We start from the raw sequence: 17,726 nt of genomic DNA, 5'->3' as shown, positions 1-17,726 counted from the left end.
ATGACATTTATTTCAAAATTTGAATAGGCTCTGAAGGTGATTGCTAAACATCCTTGACAAACCTCCGGTGCAAGAAGTACGAAGGGCATGAGGTCGGTTGGAGCTTCCCGGCCCTTGGCCTTCTATGCGTAGGAGGCATGCACCACGGCCGCGCTGCCTGCTTCGAAACGGACACGGTAGTCTGAGCAAGTCAGCGCGTGGTCCAGGACTTGGTGAAGAAACGGGAAGCCGGCACTTAGTGGTGTAAACCCCTCAATGACGGTCCGCAATTGAATTCCTACCAGGCTGAGATTCAGTCCATCGGCACCGCGCACCTCGACTTCGTGCCCCAACGACCCTGCGGTGAATTCCCTGCGAACAGCCTCCACAACAATTTTCTGTCCCCGGGCTGATATGGCATTCGGGTCTGCCAACGCTCCCTCAGGATTCGGCACGGTGGTACAGGCAGCCGCGGTGGGCACCTTCGCTGGACCGGTTTCCATGGTTCCCAGCGCACAGTACGTCGCCAAGAATTCGGTCAGAGTCTTAGATCCGCAAGCCTTGTAGCCAAGTTGTGGGTATTCGCTGCGCAAACGGTTTCCCAACTCTGCGGCGTTGACCTTATTGTCGAGCACAAGCTCAGGGCACTGCTCGATGATCTTGTAAATCGCGCGCCGGAACTCTGTGATAGCCGAGAATTTGCTCTGGTCCGGAAACTGCCTCGTTCGAACCACCGTGAGTTTGGGTTGCTTGATGGACGTCTTCTTCGCAGCCGCCGCGGAAGCCTTGGGAACATTGGGAATTTTGGGAACCGTCTTCACAGCCGGAGCAGCCGATGATGCGGGTGCTTTCAGCGACTGCTCCGAAACCGGCACGTGCACCGTTGACATCGAAATTTGGTGGTATTCATCGGCAACGGACTTCAAGAGCGAATTGACAATGCCGGATTCCGGATCATTGGTAGACACCACAATCACGAACTTGTTAAGTGCATGAAGCCTGCGAACCAAGGGAATGAACCCTCCATCCCCGGTGGCAATCACAAACACGTCAATCCACGGCGACTCGTGCGCAACGGAAAGGACATCCACGCACAACTCGATGTCGGCAGCGTTCTTAACCTGCTTGTCAAAAGAAAAAATCTGAACCGGCTCGATACCCAGCTCAAGGATCTCTCGCTGGAAGCCGGCCATCACGGGGCTTCCCCAATGTGCATAGGCGCGAGCCAAGGCGGTGCGTGAGCCGACGCCCGTTTTCCGCACAATGCTTTCGATTCCGCTCATGAGCTCACCAAGCCGCAGCCCGGTGCTCCCCACTGTTTTGCCGCCAACAAGGTTTTCCATGTCGATGAACACGGCGACATTGCGCTGCAAAGTGTTGGCATCCCCCATGCCCATGATGTCCGATCCCCCAATCGTTCGCACATTGGATTCCTTCCCCAAGGTCCATGTTGTGCGATTCTTTGTTCCATTCATCTTGGCAGAGAATCCGGGCAATCACCGCAATCGTGGGCAGGATTCTGAAAATGGTTTGCTTTGTCAGGACGTGATGGACGGCGGCTTCGCGCCACAATACCGTTGCTCTGGCAGAAACCCCGCCCCTGCCCAACCAACGGCATTGGCTCAATCGTCGCGGGACTCGTTCACCCGTGTCACCAGCTGGGTCGGGTTCACAAACCGCAGCGCAACAACCAGGACGATCAGCATCATGGCCGTATAGAGCACGCCTATGCCGATAACCAGCTGCCGGGCCTCGCCGCCTCCTGAGGACGTCATGGCGCGGTAGATGAACACCACCAAGGTGTCCGAGGTCGGGCCGGAGACCAGGTAGGTCAGCTCAAGCATCCCAACTGTCCGAACCAACACCAGGATCGCAGCGGCCAAGATGCCCGGCACCAGCAACGGCGCGAGAATTCGGGTGAACACCCGGCGCATGTTCGCCCCGGACATGCGGGCGGTATTGTCGATGGCCGGGTTGATCTGTTCGATGGACGGGGTCATGGTCAGGATCAGGAACGGGACCGACTGCACCAGGTTCAGCAGGTTCAGCAGGATGACAGCCAACAGCATGCGGCACAGGCCGAAATTCTACTTCATCGTGGCCAGGGGATGCCGTAGGTGATTGGGGCAACAGCGCCGGCAGCAGAAACAGCGTCTTGACCAGCTTAGAGAACGGGAAGTCCCGTCGAGAGCACGTACGCACTGGAAACCCCGATCAGGACCGACGGGACGACAGTAAAAGACGAACCGAGGGTCACCAAGACGATCTAGTGGTTGTTTCTCTACGCAGCGGCCCATGTTGGACCGATTCTTCAGGCAGGGATTCCGTACCCAAAGCGTCCGTTGGACCGAGGAACTCGACTGTCTGAAGCACATGCTCCAGCGAAAGTCATCGCCTGTTGCAGCATGATCGGCGGCGAATGTTCCTGCAATGCTGCGCGCTTTCTCGAACGCTCAGGAATGAAACCTTCCGGGCCCTGTTCCCGATCCCGACGTAAATCCGCACGCACTTCTCTTGACGTGAAAAATCTGCTCCGAGCACACATCATGCCCTGCTCTGGCTTGCCGTGGTCTTGGTCAAAATCGAGGCATAAGCCAAACACCGGTGATTCAAAAGACTCGGCTGGTCGTGACGAGACCCTCGTTGAACTTACCTACGGGTCACATCGACCACCTTGGACAGCGTCGATTCACTGTGGGATACCTTCACGTCAGCAAAAAATCTGCTCGTAATCAATGATTCCTGGTTACCAACTCACCAGGCAAAACGGATGCTTCTGCGGGTCGAGGTACACACGGTAGCTTTTGGACCCGGCGCCCATCGAAGTCGCACCCATCGAAAGTACCTCAATTTCGGCAATGTCAAGATCCTTGACCCTGACGTCGATGTGGGCTTGTTGCGGATGCACGTGTCCGGGCCACTCCGGCGCCACATAGGGATCCACCCTCTGGAATGCGATCGCGGGCCTATCCGGAGCGTCTCCGATACCCACCCAGTCATCATCGTCCTCCACTCGAACCATGCCGAGCAGTTCCTCGTAGAAACTCGCCAACGTATCGGGGTTTTCACAGTCAATAACCAATGCTTGCCACGAGCCAACCACGACCGCACGCCCTTCCAGACAATGGTGAGTAGATTCCAATGCTCCATCATTATGCGCCGTTCGGTCGAGCACGGCCATAGCGGCAGGAACCCGGCAACACCCTTCACCGCATCAATTGCTCATGAGGCAATTGAAGATCAGCCCATGGCTCCATCCGAGTTTAAGCAAAGACTTTTCGTCCCAACCTCGAGTGTGCTGCCAAGGGACGAGCGACGGAGTCAGTTGAATCCGCGATTCTACCCAGCAGCATGTGAACCAAATCCGGCTCGAGCCATCCCTAACTCGATAGTCCGAAAAGCCAAGAAAACAATTCATCCGCGTCGAGTGCTTTACAAGTTCAAAAAACTCTCCTAGACTCCAAATCAGATGCCAGCGGTTGGGGAACCGCCTGGGGGGATTACAAAATGTAATTGGTATCTAATGGGGTCTAATTAATCTTGGGGACCACTTCATTTCCTCCAAAAATTTCTCATCAAGAATGATTCGCTGGGGGGCGAAAGAATTTCGCACCTTCTTGACGTAGAAAATGGAGTTTCATCATGAACACCTTGTTCGCAAACATCTACCTTGGCCTTTCCACTGTCGCAGGCAAGCTGCGTCGAGAGGAGAAGGGCGCGACCGCCGTTGAGTACGGACTAATGGTCGCGCTGATCGCGGTCGCCATCATCACCGCGGTCGCGCTTATCGGCACCAACATGGACCTGCTCTTTGATAAAGTCGCCGGCAAGATCCCCACCGTAATCCCCTAGCCAGGGCTGCCGCTTGGGGGTGAGCGCCTTGACTGCGCTCACTCCCAAGCGCAACAAACTCACAATTGCTCTTCTCGATCTTCGCTTTTGGCCCAGAGCAATTGTCGCAATACCGCCGACGCCAGCTGACTTACAGCGGTCCAGCCAGTGAATAACCGCCAGTACTTCTGACCCAAGGATCGCAAGATGCGACATCGACTCAGGGATTCCAAAGGTGCATCCGCCGTGGAGTTCGCTCTCGTACTTCCCGTTCTGATAGCTATCCTCTTAGGCATCGCGGAGTTGGGCTTTCTGTTCAACCAACAAATTTCACTCACTCAGGCAGCACGTGAGGGCGCGCGCGCCTACGCAATCCACCACGACGAAGAGGGCTTCGACCTAACCGACGCTGTTCAGCTGGCGGCTCCGTCCGTCGCCGGGGTGACAGCTTCGTCAAATCAGACGGCCGGCGTTTGCAATGACGGCTCAACAGTTGTCGTCGTTGCTTCGGTCCCATACAACTCCCTGAGTGGCTGGTTCGACTTTCTCACTGATCGGGACACCCTCTGGGGACAAGGAGCAATGCGATGCGGGGGATGACGGTGTCCAAAGAAAACGGTGCAGTATCCGTCGTTGTTGCCTTCATGATGGTTGCGCTGCTCGGATTCGCAGCGATCTCAATCGACGTCGGGCGGCTCTATTGGGAAAAGTCCCAACTCCAGGCTGGAGCCGACAATGCAGCGTTGAGCATCGCAAATGCGTGCGCTACAGATATGGGGTCGGACGATTGCAAGGATCCAGTCGGCACGGCAGCAGAGATCGCGGGCTTTAGCGCCAATGAGGGAAGCAGCGGTGTTGACGAAGATAAGACAAAGGTTACACCGGGAAGGGTGACCGTCATGACTACTGCCGACGAGATCCCCGACAAAGACTCTGTCGGACTCTGGTTCGCCAATATTTGGGGCTTCGACGAAGCACTCGTGAACGCCACTTCGGTCGCAGCTTGGGGAGGGCCCACGGGAGGCACATTCGCATTTCCGTTGGCGTTTTCGGAATGCGCTCTGCACGAATTCATCGCTGCAAATGCTGCTTCGTCTGGGAAGTCGTGGCTCAAGTACAAGGACGACGCTGACCAGCTCCCCTGCAGTTCAATCTATCACGCAGCAAACATCGTTCCAGGCGGTTGGGGATATCTGGATCCCACGAAGGACGTCTCAGGTACATCAGACGGAACCTGCGTGCTGACGCTAGACCTGACGGTCAAAACTGTCTATGAGGGCTCGTCCGGCAACTCCATTCCGAGCAACGCGTGCAAAACAAAACTGCAAGACTGGGTCAACGAAGCAGATGCCAATGGCTACGCTGAAGTCTACTTTCCCATCTTTTCTAAAGCCACAGGTACCGGTGGCGGCGAGTTCACCATCCAGGGGATCGCCGCATTTCGTATCTACGCTTGGAAGCTCTCTGGTGGCGGTACACCCGACACCTTCAAAGATTCTTCGTACCCGGGATGCTCGGGAAATTGCCGAGGCATTTACGGGGAATTCGTTCGCATATTGGAAGAGGACGAGCTAACGGGCGGGGGCGGAACGGATCTCGGCGTCACACGGCCGCCATCGCTCATCGAATAGCTACTCGTGACCGACACTTAGCTAAACCAAAATACGTAATAGCCATATCAAGCCTTGGGGGCACAAAATGAAGACTCGGCTGCTTGGGGGCATAGCAGCGCTCGTACTGGCCATAGTCGGTACGGTTCTACTCCTCACCTACGTGCAGGGCGCAGACGCCCGCGCACAATCCTCTCTCGATCCTGTGAAGGTGCTGGTCGCCACACGCGATTTGCCTGCCGGTACCCCGGTGGCCGAACTGGCCACAGCATTCAAGGAGCAGAGCCTGCCGGCAGTCGCCGTGCCGAAGGATGCGCTGGACAAGCTCACGGACCAGGATGGCAAGGTCTTGGCCCAGGCAGTCACCGCTGGCGAACAGCTCCTTGCGGCCAAACTCGTCACAGAGGATTCACTGCTCACCCCCGGGACCGTCGATGTCCCCGAAGGCAAACAGGAGGTCACAGTACTTCTGGAGCCCGAGCGCGTGGCCGGCGGCAACCTCCGCGCCGGGGACACAGTGGGCGTCTTTGGCAGCTTCACCGTCAAGGAGAAGAACAACAAGGACGCCGACGAAGTCGAGATCACCAAGCTCCTCAATGAGCAGGTCCTGATCACCGCCATCCAGATCGCGGCAGGTGAGGCGGAAAGCACCGCCGAGGGAGCTGCGGCACTGCCGGCCGGTTCCGCATATGTCACCTTCGGCGTCGACTCCGCCCAGGCGGCGAAGATCATCCACACCCGCGAGTTCGGCCTGGTATGGCTGACGAAGCAGAACGAGGACACCGCCACGGGCGACACCCGCGTGTGGGAAATCAACCAGGTGCTGAAATGAGCCGCTTCTTACTCCTGACCGACTCCGTCGAGTTCGAACGCCGCGTCCTGGCCGCCGTCAAGGGCGCCCTGCCCGGCGCCGTCCAGCGCATCGCAGCCGGGGCCGCGAACCTCTCTCCGCACGATCTGCTCGCCCGCAGCATAGGCGATCAGACCGACGTCGTCATCTTGGGCCCAGACACGGACCGTGAGGCAGCCCTCCGACTGGCCACCGCGCTGGACCTGCTGAACCCCGACATCTCCGTGGTGCTCACCGCCGGCGCGGATCCGCAGTTGGTCGTTCTTGCCATGCGTGCTGGTGTCCGGGACATCACGGAACCCGATGCCGACCCCGCCACCCTGCGCGTGCTCCTGGAGCGCGCCTGCCTGTCCACGGACGGGCGGCGGCGCCTGGCCGGCGACGGCGGTTCCAATGAACGACGCCGTGGTCGCGTGGTCGCGGTCATGTCGCCCAAGGGAGGCGTGGGCAAGACCACGGTGGCCACCAACCTGGCCGTCGGGTTGGCGAAAACCTCCCCGATGGGTGTGGTGATCGTGGACCTGGACCTGCAGTTCGGCGACGTCGCCGGTGCCTTGAACCTGGAACCTGAGCACACCATCACCGACGCCGTGTTCGGCGCGGCAGCCCAGGACTCAATGGTCCTCAAGGCCTTCCTGACGGTCGATGACACGGGTGTCTACGCGCTCTGCGGGCCCAAGAGCCCGGCCGATGCTGACCTTATCACCCCGGAACAGGTCGCCGTGCTGATCAACCAACTCGCTGCCGAGTTCCAATACGTCGTCCTCGACACAGCCCCCGGCCTCGGCGAGCATCTGCTCGCGGCGCTCGAACAGGCCACCGACGCCGTATGGGTATGCGGAATGGACGTGCCCAGCATCCGCGGGCTGAATACGGGGTTCGGCGTCCTGCGCGAGCTACAGCTCATCCCGCAGGGGCGACACGTGGTGCTGAACTTCGCGGACCGTCGCAGCGGCCTTACTGTTCAGGACGTCGAGGCCTCCATCGGGGTCCCGGTCGACGCCGTGGTCCCCCGGTCCCGCGCAATCCCGCTCAGCACCAACAAGGGGACGCCGTTGCTGACCGACCGCTCGCACGATGCCGCGGCACGCGGCCTCACGAAGCTTGCGCGCCGCTTCGACGCCGATCAATCAGCCAACAACCGCAAGATCCACCGCAGGGAAGTAGTCCGATGAACCTCGCAAGCCGCCTCACAGCAGCCCGCCGCGGCGAGCCGGAGCCCGCCACGAATCCTGCCGGGGCAATCCCTGGCGACGCCGTGGCGACGCCGCCGACCTCGGGTTCCGTCCCCACGGGGCCGGGTCCAGTCGATGCCCATCTTGGCGCCTCTCCGAGCGGTGGCGAGGAACCCGGCATCGTGCCGTTGCCCGAATCAGATCTCGCCGCGTTTGCTGTGGCAAAGTCCGCGCCGGCGCAGCGAGGGACCGTGGACGCCCTGGCCGGCCTCAAGGCACGTGCCGCCGAGGCGCTGTTCGAGCGCCTCGGCTCGCGCATTACCGACCCTTCGCTCACCGAAGAACAGCTACGCAAGCTGGCCCGCGACGAACTCAGCCAGGTTATCGACGCCGAGCAGGTGCCACTCTCCCCCGAAGAACGACGACGGCTAATCCGGGACATCGGCGACGAGGTCCTCGGGCTGGGACCCCTGCAGCGGATGCTGGACGACCCCGAGATCAGTGAAATCATGGTGAACCGCCGCGATCAAATCTACGTGGAACGCAACGGCAAGCTCGAGGCTACCGACGCCACTTTCAGTTCCGAGGACCAATTGCGGCGCATCATCGAGCGTATAGTGTCAAAGGTTGGACGGCGCATCGACGAATCCTCGCCATTGGTGGACGCCCGGCTCGAGGACGGGAGCCGAGTCAACGCGATCATTCCGCCGCTGGCTGTCAACGGACCGTCGATCACGATCCGCAAGTTCTCCAAGGATCCGCTGACGGTACGGAACTTGATCGAGTTCGGTACCTTGACTCCGGACATGGCCCACCTGCTGGAAGCCTGCGTCAAGGCGAGGCTGAACATCATCGTCTCCGGCGGCACCGGCACTGGCAAAACCACGCTGCTCAACGTCCTGTCCAGCTTCATTCCGATGGACGAGCGCATCGTCACCATCGAGGACGCCGTGGAATTGCAACTCCAGCAAGACCACGTCGTCCGGCTGGAGAGTCGTCCGGCGAACATCGAGGGCAAGGGCGCCGTAACCATCCGCGACCTGGTCAAGAACTCCCTGCGCATGCGGCCGGACCGCATCGTGGTGGGCGAGGTCCGTGGTGGCGAATCGCTGGACATGCTGCAGGCCATGAACACCGGCCATGACGGCTCCATCTCCACCGTCCACGCCAACACCCCGCGCGACGCCGTCGCCCGCCTCGAGACGCTGGTCCTGATGGCCGGCATGGATCTGCCGCTACGCGCCATCCGCGAGCAGGTCGCCTCCGCCGTGAACCTGATCGTGCACCTCACAAGGCTCCGAGACGGCACGCGCCGGGTGACGCACCTGACCGAGGTGCAGGGCATGGAGGGCGACGTCGTCACGCTCCAGGACGCGTTCCTCTTCGACTATTCGGCCGGAATGGACGCCCAAGGACGCTTCCTCGGCAAACCGATACCGACCGGCGTGCGTCCCCGCTTCCTGGACCACTTCCACGAGGTCGGCGTCAAGCTTCCGCCGGGAATTTTCGGCACGTCGGGCGGCGCCGGAGCAGGAACCGGCGCGCAAACGGGCACCAGCAAGGGCCGGTGGTAACCATGGAGGGGATCCTGCTCGCAGCCGGCTTACTTGCTGGGCTCGCCGCCATGCTGTTGCTGTTGTTGGTGGTGTTGAGGCCCGTCAGCGCCGAGGTGCCCATCGAACGGCGCCGGATGGGCGAGGCGGCCACTCAATCGCCGTCCCTGTTCAGCCGCTTCACCGGTGCGACGGTCAGTGCCGTGGGGCGCAACACGACAACAAGCGCGGGCGGGCCCTTTGGCCGGGACGCGCTGCAGGCCGCGGGCGTCAAACATGATCCGGCGGAGTTCCTGGTTCTTGTAGGGTCCGCGGCGCTGGCCGCCGGCGTTGTTGGCCTGCTCCTGGGCGGAGCCGGTCTTGCCGTGCTCCTTGCGGTACTTACCCCGGCTGGTGCCTGGGCGTTCCTGCAAGTACGCGCGGACCGGCGCCGTGCCAAGTTCGAAGACCAGCTGCCGGACATGATCATGACCCTCTCCGGCAGCCTGCGCGCGGGCCACTCGGTTATGCGCGCGCTCGACGGTGCAGCCCAGGAATTCGATTCACCGATGGCAGAGGAGTTAGGTCGGATCTCCAATGAATCACGAATGGGGCGCGACGCCGAACAGACGATGATGGAGACCGCGGCGCGCATGAAGTCTGAGGACTTCTCCTGGGTGGCCGAGGCGATACAGATCAACCGAGAAGTCGGTGGGGACCTTGCCGTGGTGTTGGACCAGGTCGGCGAGACGATTCGCGAGCGTTCCCAGATCAAGGGACAAGTGAGGGCGCTGTCCGCTGAGGGAAAGTTCTCGGCATACATCCTGGTGGGACTGCCGTTCGGGATCAGTGGCCTGCTGTTCGTTATGAACCCGGGCTACATCGGGACTCTTTTCGGCCATCCACTGGGCATCGGCATGCTCGTGGTGGGTGGCATCATGATGGCGATCGGCTCCTTCTGGATGAGCCGCATGGTCAAGATCAAGTTCTAGGGGGAAGACCATGGGAATTACAGCCATCGGATGGATATCCATAGCGTTGGTGGTGCTGCCGCTCTCGTTCATCGTGTGGGGACTGGTCTCGGTGGACCGCAACCAGCTGGTGTTGGTGCGGCAAAACCTGTCGAGGTCCGCTGTGACACCCGGCGAAGAAATCATAGGGAGCGGCGACAACGAATTCGCGGCACTTGCCCGGCGCCTGACACCCGGTAGCTACGCGGCGAAACTGGACCGGATGCTGTCCATGGCCGGCAGGACGGCATCGTGGCCGCTGGACCGGGTGTTGATGATGAAACCGTTGTTGGCGCTGGGCGGTGCCCTGCTGGGTTTCCTTTTATTTTCGTCCAACCCAGGAACGGGCATATTCGTTCTCGGCGTGGCCCTGACGGCATTCGGCTATTTCCTGCCGGACCTTCTGGTCTACAACAACGGCATCAAACGCCAGCAGGCGATCCAGTTGGAGCTGCCCAACACGCTGGACCAACTGCTGATCTCGGTTGAGGCTGGGCTGGGTCTGGAATCCGCCATGGCACGTGTGGCCGCGGGAGGACAGGGGCCCCTGGCGGAGGAAATGGGACGCACACTCCAGGAGATGCAGGTGGGACGTTCGCGCAGGGAAGCCTACGCCGCGATGGCCGACCGCTCCTCCGTTGCGGACCTCAAGTCATTCGTGCGGGCAGTAGTCCAGGCGGACAAGTACGGGATTGGCATCGCCAGGGTGTTGCGGACGCAGGCTGGCCAAATGCGCATCAAGCGCCGGCAGCGGGCCGAGGAAACGGCGATGAAGTTACCGGTCAAGATCCTGTTTCCGCTTTTGGTTTTCATTTTCCCAACGCTGTTCATCGTAATCTTGGGGCCTGCGGCCATCAACATCATGAAGAGCGGGATCTTCGGCTGACCCAGCCCCACTTGGGCGGGCCACGGCCATTTCCGTGTTTCCTATTCGGCGGCGAAGGCAACGCCTTCGCCGATCACGCGCAGGTTCAATTCCATGCCGGGGCGCGCCATCGACGCGTTCCAATGGCGGATGGTGATGACCTCGCCGCCGCCGGCCAGCCCGGGCACCGGGGACAGCTTGATCCGCACCGTGGTCTCCGGCCCGAAGAACACCGTGTCCACCACGGTCCCCTTGATCGGGCCGTCCGCAGTGATGCGGATCTGCTCCGGGCGCAGCATGAGCCGCACCCGGCCCTGGACCGTTGCATGCCGCACGGGAATGCCGCCCAGCGAGCAGGTGGCCAACGAGCCCTGCAGCAACGCATCGAGCATGACTGCATCGCCCAGGAACTCTGCGGTGTCGAGGTCCGCCGGGCGGGTATAGACGGAGAACGGCGTGCCGGTCTGGGCCAGTCTTCCCCCGCGCATGACCGCCACCTGGTCGGCGAAGGACAATGCCTCGCCCTGGTCGTGGGTGACCAGGATCGTGGTGATCTCCGCGGCATGCAGGACATCGGCCACGGCCTTGCGCGTGGCCACCCGCAGCCCGGCATCCAGGGCCGAGAACGGCTCGTCCAGCAGCATCAACTTGGGCTTGCGGGCCAGCGCGCGGGCCAGGGCCACGCGCTGCTGCTGCCCGCCGGAAAGTTCGTGCGGGCGCCGCTCCCCCATGGAAGCCTCCAGGGAGACCATCTCCAACAACTCGTCCACGCGCCGGGTGTTCGCCCTGCGCCCGGCAAGGTTCCAGGACCGGTCCAGGCCAAAGGCAATGTTCTGGGCCACGCTCAGGTGCGGGAACAGCGCACCGTCTTGGGCCACGTAACCGATCTCCCGCTTGTGCGCGGGCACCCACGCATCCCCGGCCACCGTGCGGTTGTTCAACTCGATCGTTCCGGCATCCGGGTTCTCGAAGCCCGCGATCAGCCTCAGCAGGGTGGTCTTGCCGGATCCAGAGGGCCCGACGATTGCGGTGGTTCCGCCCTCGTTGAGGGCGAGGTCGACACCCTTGAGGACTTCTTTGTTGCCAAAGCTCTTGACCAGGTTGCTGGTGCGCAGGAACTTGACGGCCGGCATGAGCCCGTAGAACTTGTGGGCCTGGGGAATCTGGGTGGTCACTGTCCGGCTGCTTTCTTTGACTGTTGGAACAGCAGGTAGGTCATGGGCAAGGAAATAAGGATCATCAACAACGCGTATGGTGCGGCGCCCGCGTAATCGATTTCGCTGCTCTTGGCCCAAAACGCGGTTGCCAGGGTGCGGGTGCCGTTGGGTGCCAGCAGCAAGGTCGCCGTCAATTCATTGACAATGGCCAAGAACACCAGTGCCGCTCCCCCTGCCGCCGCCGGAGCGGTCAAGCGGAGGGTGACCCGGAAGAAGGCCAGGGCCGGGGACCTGCCCAGCGATCGGGCAGCTTCCTCGAGTTCGCGCGGTGCCTGGGAGAGCCCGGCGCGCAGGTTCACCAGCGCGCGCGGGAGGAACAGCAACACGTAGGCGGCCAGCAACACGTACGCGCTTTGGTAGATCCCGGGGACAAGCCGGATGGCAACGGTGACAAAGGCCAAGCCGACCACGATCCCGGGCATCGAGCTGGTGATGTAGTTGGACAGCTCCAAAAGCTTGCTGAACCAGTTGGGATGGCGCACGGCCAGGAACGCCATGGGGAAGGCCACCACGCAGGTGATCAGGGCGCCTGTGAGCCCGTAGCCCATGGTTTGTGCCAGCGCAGGAAAGAACTCGGTGGGGTCCCAGATTGCCGCGCCCCCGGCAACCAGCCAGCGCACCACCGAATACAGCGGCACGCCCAGGGAGAGCACGAACAGCGCGAGCAATGCCAGCTGGGCGGCGATCTCGTGGCGTCCCAGCCGCAAGCGCGTGGCCAGTCCCTGTGCCCCGAACCCGACGCGCGAATACCTTGCGTTGCCGCGGGTCTTGGCCTCGGCCAGCAGGAGCAGCATGCACAGCAGGACCAACACGCTGGCGAGCATGTTGCCCGCGGCCCCGTTGAAGGTGGACTGGAACTGGATCATGATCGCGGTGGTGAAGGTGTCGAAACGGATCATGGCAAAGGCGCCGTATTCCGAGAGCAGGTGCAGGGCCACCAGCAGCGAGCCGCCGGCCATGGCAATGCGAAGCTGCGGGAGCACCACCCTGAAGAACACTGCCCAGGGTCCCAGTCCCAGCGAGGCCGCGGATTGCTCGATGGCCGGGTCCAGCCGTCCCAGGGTCGCCGCGACGGGGATGTACACCAGCGGGAAGTAGGACAGCGTGGCAATCAGGGTGCCGGCGCCAAGGCCGGCCAGCGAAGGAATGGTCGATGCCCAGGCATAGCTGTTGACGAAAGCAGGAATCGCCAGCGGGGCGGCCAGCGCCAGCGCCCACCAGCGGTGGCCCTGCAGGTTCGTGCGTTCCACCAGCCAGGCACCGCCCACGCCCAGCACGAGGCACAGCGGCAGCGTGACGAGCACCAGCAAAATGGTGTTGAGCAGCAACTCACCCACGCGCGGGCGGACGATGAGTTCGACAACGGTGTCCCAGCCGGTGGCCACCGTCATGTAGATGACGTAGCCCAGGGGAACCAAGGAGAACAAGGCAATCAATGTTGCCAAAATGACGAGCGTTGAAACGCCCAATGGCGGGCGGGGCTTGGTGCCCCCGCCCGCCATCTTCGGTTCCCGATATTTCGCGGGAACCAATTGAGTCTTGCTCATCTGGGTTACAGCAGTCCTGCCTTGGTCATGAGGTCGGTGACCTCGGCCGAGTCGAGCTTGGCCGGGTCAACGGTCGGAGCCTGGAGCTCCTTCAGTGGTACCAGTTTCTCATTGGAAGCCACCTCGGAACCAACGGCGTATTCAAACGAGGTGCCGTCCTTGAGGATTTCCTGGCCGTTCTTGCCGGTGACGAACTTCAGGAATTCCTGGGCCTGCTCCGCGTGCTTCGAGGAGGCGAGGACGCCGCCGCCGGAAACCGAGACGAATGCTCCCGGATCCTGGTTCTTGAAGTAGTACGGGGTGACGTTCTTAGAGTTTTCGCCGGTCTTGGCCTGGTCGCCATAGTAGTAGTAGTGGTAGATCAGCGCGGCGTCGATTTCGCCGGCGTTGACTGCCTTCATGGCGGTGGAGTTGCCCTTGTAGGCGGTGAAGTTTTCCTTCATGCCCGCAAGCCACTGCGTCGTGGCTTCTTCGCCCTTGAGCTCCAGCAGTGCTGCAACGATGGCCTGGAAGTCGGCTCCGGTCGGGGAAGCGGCCCACTTGCCCTTCCACTCCGGCTTGGCTAGGTCCAGCATGGACTTGGGCAGCTGGTCTGCGCTGATCTTCTTGGGGTCGTAAACGAACACGGTCGAGCGTGCTGCGATACCGGTCCACTTGTTGGTGGACGGGCGGAACTCGGCAGGCACCTGGTCGATGGTGGCCTTGTCGATGTCTGCGAAGAGACCGGCATTCTCTACCTGCGTCATTGCGGGAGAATTCTCGGTCAGGAAGACGTCGGCCGGCGAGGCCTGGCCTTCCTGGATGATCTGGTTGGACATTTCGGTGTCCGAGCCGTTGCGCACGGTGACCTTGATGCCGGTCTCCTTGGTGAAGGCGTCAATCCATTCCTGGGTCAGGCTTTCGTGCTGTGCGTTGTAGACCGTGATTCCTCCGGTATCCGATTCTCCGCCGGCCGGTGCGTTTGCGGAGCATGCGGTCAAGCTGAGGGCGGCGGTGGCAATGAGGGCCATGCCAGCCAGCACGTTTTTACGAATCGTCATGGATCGGCGCTTTCTTATGGAGTGAAGGTATCCGGCGGGCCAGAAAGATTCCTGAGTGAACCCGCCCACTTAGCTTAGGTATGACTTACCTAATTCACCAAACAAAAGAGGGGCCAATGGTCGCCGCGCGCGGAAGCCCGAGCCTAACCTAACGCGACAGGCTCGGAAACCCATTCAATGCGCTGAATTTAGCGAATATTTTCGTTTTTGAATTCAGCCTACTGAGCCGACCTTTTTGCGCAAACTCCAAGGTCGCGCTCCGAGCACTTTGACCCACCGACAGGCGAAGCCGTGAAGTGGGCCACACAAATTGTCACATTGTCACAATTTGCCGAAAACCACCGCCAGGGACTGCTGGTCAGCAGATTGCACAAAGCCCCCGGAACCAAATGAAAGGCGCCGGGGGCAATGTGAAATATTCAAGTTTCGCAGTCAGCCGAGCGATCGGTCGACGACGCCAAGATCCGCCTACTTGTAGGGGCGGAACTCGCCGACCATCGGGCAGTCGAACGGGTCGCGGGCCGAGAGGCCGACCTTGTTCAGGTAGGTGATCACCTGTGCGTAGGACTGGCCGACCGAGGTGACCGTGTACGGGACCTTGAGCTCGTGGCAGTATTCGCGCACGATCTCGGCGACGCCGGCGAGGTTGGCGCGCGGCATCGAGGGGAACAGGTGGTGCTCCACCTGGTAGTTCAGGCCGCCGAAGACATGCGAGAGCACGCGGTTGCCCCAGGTCGAGCGGGCCATGACGTTGCGGCTTGTCAGCACCTGGCGGGAGAAGAAGTCGATACGCGACTCCTTGGGGATCATCGGCATTCCCTTGTGGTTCGGTGCGAACGAGGCACCCATGTACACACCGAAGACCGCGAGCTGCACGCCCAGGAAGGCCGAGCCAATGCCAACCGGCAGGAAGATGTAGATGGCCGCCACATAGAGGGACAGCCTGATGATGATGGAGATGATTTCACGTCGACGGTCCTTGACCCGGTCGCCGGTGAACAAATAGATCATCGAGCGCATGTGCAGGTTGAAGCCCTCGAGGGTCAGCAACGGGAAGAAGAGGTAGCCCTGGCGCTCGGTGATCCATTTCAGGAAGCCCTTCTGCTTTTGGGCGTCCTCGGTCTGGAACGAAATGGTGTCCCATTCGATGTCCGGGTCCTTGCCAATGGTGTTGGGCATGGCGTGGTGCTTGTTGTGCTTGTTCATCCACCACTGGTAGCTGATGCCCACCACAAAGTTGGCCAGGAAGCGGCCGATCTTGTCGTTGGCCGGTCCTGATGTCAGGATCTGGCGGTGTGACGCCTCATGGGCAAGAAATGCGAATTGGGTGAGGATGACGCCAATGACGGCGGCTATGAGCAGCTGATACCAACTGTCCCCCAACAGGACAAAGCCGGTGACGGCTCCGCCGAGAAGTGCCACCAGAACGCTGACAAGCCCAAGGTAGTGGCCCTTGCGGCGACCGAGCAGGCCGGCATCGCGAACGCGGATCTTCAGGTGGCGGTAGTTGTTGGCTCCTGCGGAACCACGCGATATACGTTGTTCCGGGGCCGAGGGGGACAAAGTGGAACTCATACTGCTCAAGGGTCACTCCCGATTGGCGAGTAGGGCGACGATTTCAGTCGTAAGAACTGAAAATCTCGGTTCCTATATTGATGAGCTTACGTGCTATGCATGTGTAGCACCTGATCGTTGCAAGGTGACACCAAATATCCTGATTCATTTTCGGGCATGAACTTCCCGCAATCCCGCGGCAATAGGCGCGTTGGCCCGTATTTCCGGGCCTTTTTGCAACCCTGCCCAAGTCCCGACATATAACACTTTCGGCATGTGTTGCCTGCGTCACCCAGGTACTTTTTGCCCCGGCACACACCGAACCACGGGTGGATTGCCCCCGTGGTTCGGTGCCGGCCTACGGCGCTCGAAGGACTTATTTCCGATTCGCGCGCAACACTTCCAGGCGTTGACGGTACTCGGTCTCATCGGCCTCTCCGCGTGCGTAGCGCTCGCGCAGCACGCCCTCGGCGCTCATGGGATCACCCTGGACGCGGTGGCGCCAATACATGCGGCGGCTGAAGAAGATGAAGAAGCCGATGAGCAGGATCCAGAAGATCGGGATCAGGACGAACCAGCCCGGTCCGTATCCCGGTCCCCAGGCGTGGACCGGCATGGCTGCCAGTGCGGGAAGAATCGTGGTTGTCATTTTGGGTTGCTCCTCAAAGCATCGATTGCGGATTCCGAGGCCACTTGCCCCATGCATCCACTTTCGTTCCTTGGGGTCCCCTGCCGCATCGGCCGGGTGGAGACACCTTGGACTGCCCGGCGTACTCCACCCGGTGCAGTTGCCGGTGCCACGCGGATTAGGGTCGGTCGCGTCGAGGCGCCTGCGTGGCCGGCAGCGCGCCGGGAGTGATCAGTCCGCTTTCGTAGGCGATCACCACAAGCCCCGTCCGGTCACGCACGCCCATTTTCCCGATGATCCGGGAGACATGGGTCTTGGCCGTGAGCGGAGTGATGAAAAGTTGCTCGGCGATTTCGGCGTTGCTCTTGCCCGTGCCAATGAGCAGCAACACCTCACGCTCGCGTTCGGTCAGCACGTCCATGGCCGCAGGCCTCTTGGTGGTCGGCGGGGCCTGGGTGGCGGCCACCTGGGCCAGGAGCTTGCGTGTCACCGAGGGCGAGAGCAGCGAGTCCCCCGCCGCAACGATCCGCACGGCCTGGATCAATTCCTCCGGCTCGGTGTCCTTGACCAGGAATCCGGAGGCCCCGGCACGGATGGAATCGAGGATGTAGTCGTCGAGTTCGAAGGTGGTGAGCATGATGATCCGGGTGTGGGCCAAGTCGGGATCCGCGGTGATTGCCGCCGCGGCCGTAATGCCGTCTCCCTGGGGCATGCGGATGTCCATGAGCACGATGTTGGGTTTCAATGCCCGTGCCTGGGCCAGGGCTTGTAGGCCGTTGGAAGCCTGGCCCAGTACCTGCATGTCGTCCTCGGCGCCCAGCAGCGCGGAGAAGCCTGCCCGGATCAACGATTGGTCATCAACAATGAGAAGGCCGATCATGGGACTCC

The 17,726-nt window shown here is 61.3% G+C and carries 17 protein-coding genes; 8 read left to right on the top strand and 9 right to left on the bottom strand.

Features of this window, described 5'->3' with window-relative positions:
* Positions 1–122 precede the first annotated feature (122 nt).
* The 3 genes from J2T21_RS01995 to J2T21_RS01985 form a co-directional block, all read right to left on the bottom strand.
* Positions 123–1,454 carry an NYN domain-containing protein gene (locus J2T21_RS01995; RefSeq protein ID WP_307577899.1) on the bottom strand — a complete coding sequence of 444 codons (1,332 nt, stop codon included), beginning with the start codon at positions 1,452–1,454 and terminating at the stop codon, positions 123–125.
* Positions 1,455–1,601: 147 nt separating this feature from the next.
* Positions 1,602–2,048 carry an ABC transporter permease gene (locus J2T21_RS01990; RefSeq protein ID WP_307577897.1) on the bottom strand — a complete coding sequence of 149 codons (447 nt, stop codon included), beginning with the start codon at positions 2,046–2,048 and terminating at the stop codon, positions 1,602–1,604.
* Positions 2,049–2,725: 677 nt separating this feature from the next.
* The gene (locus J2T21_RS01985) at positions 2,726–3,160 is read right to left on the bottom strand and encodes a VOC family protein (protein ID WP_307577896.1); all 435 of its coding nucleotides are present in this window, start codon (positions 3,158–3,160) and stop codon (positions 2,726–2,728) included.
* Positions 3,161–3,621: 461 nt separating this feature from the next.
* On the opposite strand from J2T21_RS01985, the gene J2T21_RS01980 reads away from it, so the two are divergent.
* From J2T21_RS01980 to J2T21_RS01945, 8 genes are all read left to right on the top strand, one after another.
* Positions 3,622–3,831 (top strand): Flp family type IVb pilin, encoded by a 210-nt coding sequence (locus J2T21_RS01980; protein ID WP_307577894.1) that lies wholly within the window; start codon positions 3,622–3,624, stop codon positions 3,829–3,831.
* A 186-nt stretch (positions 3,832–4,017) separates the two neighbouring features.
* Entirely contained in the window at positions 4,018–4,410 is a 393-nt protein-coding gene (locus tag J2T21_RS01975) for a TadE/TadG family type IV pilus assembly protein (protein WP_307577892.1), read from the top strand.
* A complete protein-coding gene (locus J2T21_RS01970; protein ID WP_307577891.1) occupies positions 4,398–5,441 on the top strand; it encodes a pilus assembly protein TadG-related protein in 1,044 nt (347 codons plus the stop codon). The genes J2T21_RS01975 and J2T21_RS01970 overlap by 13 nt, the downstream gene beginning before the upstream one ends.
* Positions 5,442–5,631: 190 nt before the next feature.
* Positions 5,632–6,252: a Flp pilus assembly protein CpaB gene (gene cpaB / locus J2T21_RS01965; protein ID WP_307577889.1), complete on the top strand. Its 621-nt coding sequence runs from the start codon at positions 5,632–5,634 to the stop codon at positions 6,250–6,252.
* Positions 6,249–7,445 carry an AAA family ATPase gene (locus J2T21_RS01960; RefSeq protein ID WP_307577887.1) on the top strand — a complete coding sequence of 399 codons (1,197 nt, stop codon included), beginning with the start codon at positions 6,249–6,251 and terminating at the stop codon, positions 7,443–7,445. Before cpaB ends, J2T21_RS01960 begins: the two co-directional genes overlap by 4 nt.
* A complete protein-coding gene (locus J2T21_RS01955; protein ID WP_307577885.1) occupies positions 7,442–9,019 on the top strand; it encodes a CpaF family protein in 1,578 nt (525 codons plus the stop codon). Before J2T21_RS01960 ends, J2T21_RS01955 begins: the two co-directional genes overlap by 4 nt.
* Before the next feature lie 2 nt (positions 9,020–9,021).
* Entirely contained in the window at positions 9,022–9,969 is a 948-nt protein-coding gene (locus J2T21_RS01950) for a type II secretion system F family protein (RefSeq protein WP_307577883.1), read from the top strand.
* A gap of 10 nt (positions 9,970–9,979) precedes the next feature.
* Positions 9,980–10,873: a type II secretion system F family protein gene (locus tag J2T21_RS01945; protein ID WP_307577881.1), complete on the top strand. Its 894-nt coding sequence runs from the start codon at positions 9,980–9,982 to the stop codon at positions 10,871–10,873.
* A gap of 41 nt (positions 10,874–10,914) precedes the next feature.
* On the opposite strand, the gene J2T21_RS01940 is transcribed toward J2T21_RS01945, so the two are convergent.
* From J2T21_RS01940 to J2T21_RS01915, 6 genes are all read right to left on the bottom strand, one after another.
* On the bottom strand, positions 10,915–11,985 hold the full coding sequence (locus J2T21_RS01940) for an ABC transporter ATP-binding protein (RefSeq protein ID WP_307578325.1): 1,071 nt from the start codon (positions 11,983–11,985) through the stop codon (positions 10,915–10,917).
* A gap of 38 nt (positions 11,986–12,023) precedes the next feature.
* The gene (locus tag J2T21_RS01935) at positions 12,024–13,571 is read right to left on the bottom strand and encodes an ABC transporter permease (RefSeq protein WP_307578323.1); all 1,548 of its coding nucleotides are present in this window, start codon (positions 13,569–13,571) and stop codon (positions 12,024–12,026) included.
* A gap of 50 nt (positions 13,572–13,621) precedes the next feature.
* Positions 13,622–14,656, bottom strand: coding sequence for an iron ABC transporter substrate-binding protein (locus J2T21_RS01930; RefSeq protein WP_307577879.1), 1,035 nt, complete (start codon positions 14,654–14,656; stop codon positions 13,622–13,624).
* Positions 14,657–15,124: 468 nt separating this feature from the next.
* A complete protein-coding gene (locus J2T21_RS01925; protein ID WP_373457871.1) occupies positions 15,125–16,231 on the bottom strand; it encodes a fatty acid desaturase family protein in 1,107 nt (368 codons plus the stop codon).
* Positions 16,232–16,586: 355 nt separating this feature from the next.
* Complete coding sequence (locus J2T21_RS01920) at positions 16,587–16,859, bottom strand: SHOCT domain-containing protein (protein ID WP_307577875.1); 273 nt, start codon at positions 16,857–16,859, stop codon at positions 16,587–16,589.
* A 157-nt stretch (positions 16,860–17,016) separates the two neighbouring features.
* Complete coding sequence (locus tag J2T21_RS01915) at positions 17,017–17,718, bottom strand: response regulator (RefSeq protein ID WP_307577874.1); 702 nt, start codon at positions 17,716–17,718, stop codon at positions 17,017–17,019.
* Positions 17,719–17,726: the final 8 nt, after the last annotated feature.

Origin of the sequence: Paeniglutamicibacter psychrophenolicus (assembly GCF_030812255.1) — a bacterium.
Classification (GTDB): Bacteria; Actinomycetota; Actinomycetes; order Actinomycetales; family Micrococcaceae; genus Paeniglutamicibacter; species Paeniglutamicibacter psychrophenolicus_A.
Note: the sequence above shows the minus strand (reverse complement) of the source record. Positions and strands in the feature narration are given on the sequence as shown.

Excerpts from the sequence above, each read along its gene's own strand:
- J2T21_RS01930 (WP_307577879.1), bottom strand. The coding sequence starts at position 14,656 with ATGACGATTCGTAAAAACGTGCTGGCTGGCATGGCCCTCATTGCCACC.
- J2T21_RS01940 (WP_307578325.1), bottom strand. The coding sequence starts at position 11,985 with ATGCCGGCCGTCAAGTTCCTGCGCACCAGCAACCTGGTCAAGAGCTTT.
- J2T21_RS01950 (WP_307577883.1), top strand. The coding sequence starts at position 9,022 with ATGGAGGGGATCCTGCTCGCAGCCGGCTTACTTGCTGGGCTCGCCGCC.
- J2T21_RS01960 (WP_307577887.1), top strand. The coding sequence starts at position 6,249 with ATGAGCCGCTTCTTACTCCTGACCGACTCCGTCGAGTTCGAACGCCGC.
- J2T21_RS01970 (WP_307577891.1), top strand. The coding sequence starts at position 4,398 with ATGCGGGGGATGACGGTGTCCAAAGAAAACGGTGCAGTATCCGTCGTT.
- J2T21_RS01935 (WP_307578323.1), bottom strand. The coding sequence starts at position 13,571 with ATGGCGGGCGGGGGCACCAAGCCCCGCCCGCCATTGGGCGTTTCAACG.
- J2T21_RS01990 (WP_307577897.1), bottom strand. The coding sequence starts at position 2,048 with ATGCTGTTGGCTGTCATCCTGCTGAACCTGCTGAACCTGGTGCAGTCG.
- J2T21_RS01955 (WP_307577885.1), top strand. The coding sequence starts at position 7,442 with ATGAACCTCGCAAGCCGCCTCACAGCAGCCCGCCGCGGCGAGCCGGAG.
- J2T21_RS01925 (WP_373457871.1), bottom strand. The coding sequence starts at position 16,231 with ATGAGTTCCACTTTGTCCCCCTCGGCCCCGGAACAACGTATATCGCGT.
- J2T21_RS01915 (WP_307577874.1), bottom strand. The coding sequence starts at position 17,718 with ATGATCGGCCTTCTCATTGTTGATGACCAATCGTTGATCCGGGCAGGC.
- J2T21_RS01995 (WP_307577899.1), bottom strand. The coding sequence starts at position 1,454 with ATGAATGGAACAAAGAATCGCACAACATGGACCTTGGGGAAGGAATCC.
- J2T21_RS01975 (WP_307577892.1), top strand. The coding sequence starts at position 4,018 with ATGCGACATCGACTCAGGGATTCCAAAGGTGCATCCGCCGTGGAGTTC.
- J2T21_RS01980 (WP_307577894.1), top strand. The coding sequence starts at position 3,622 with ATGAACACCTTGTTCGCAAACATCTACCTTGGCCTTTCCACTGTCGCA.
- J2T21_RS01945 (WP_307577881.1), top strand. The coding sequence starts at position 9,980 with ATGGGAATTACAGCCATCGGATGGATATCCATAGCGTTGGTGGTGCTG.
- J2T21_RS01985 (WP_307577896.1), bottom strand. The coding sequence starts at position 3,160 with ATGGCCGTGCTCGACCGAACGGCGCATAATGATGGAGCATTGGAATCT.
- J2T21_RS01920 (WP_307577875.1), bottom strand. The coding sequence starts at position 16,859 with ATGACAACCACGATTCTTCCCGCACTGGCAGCCATGCCGGTCCACGCC.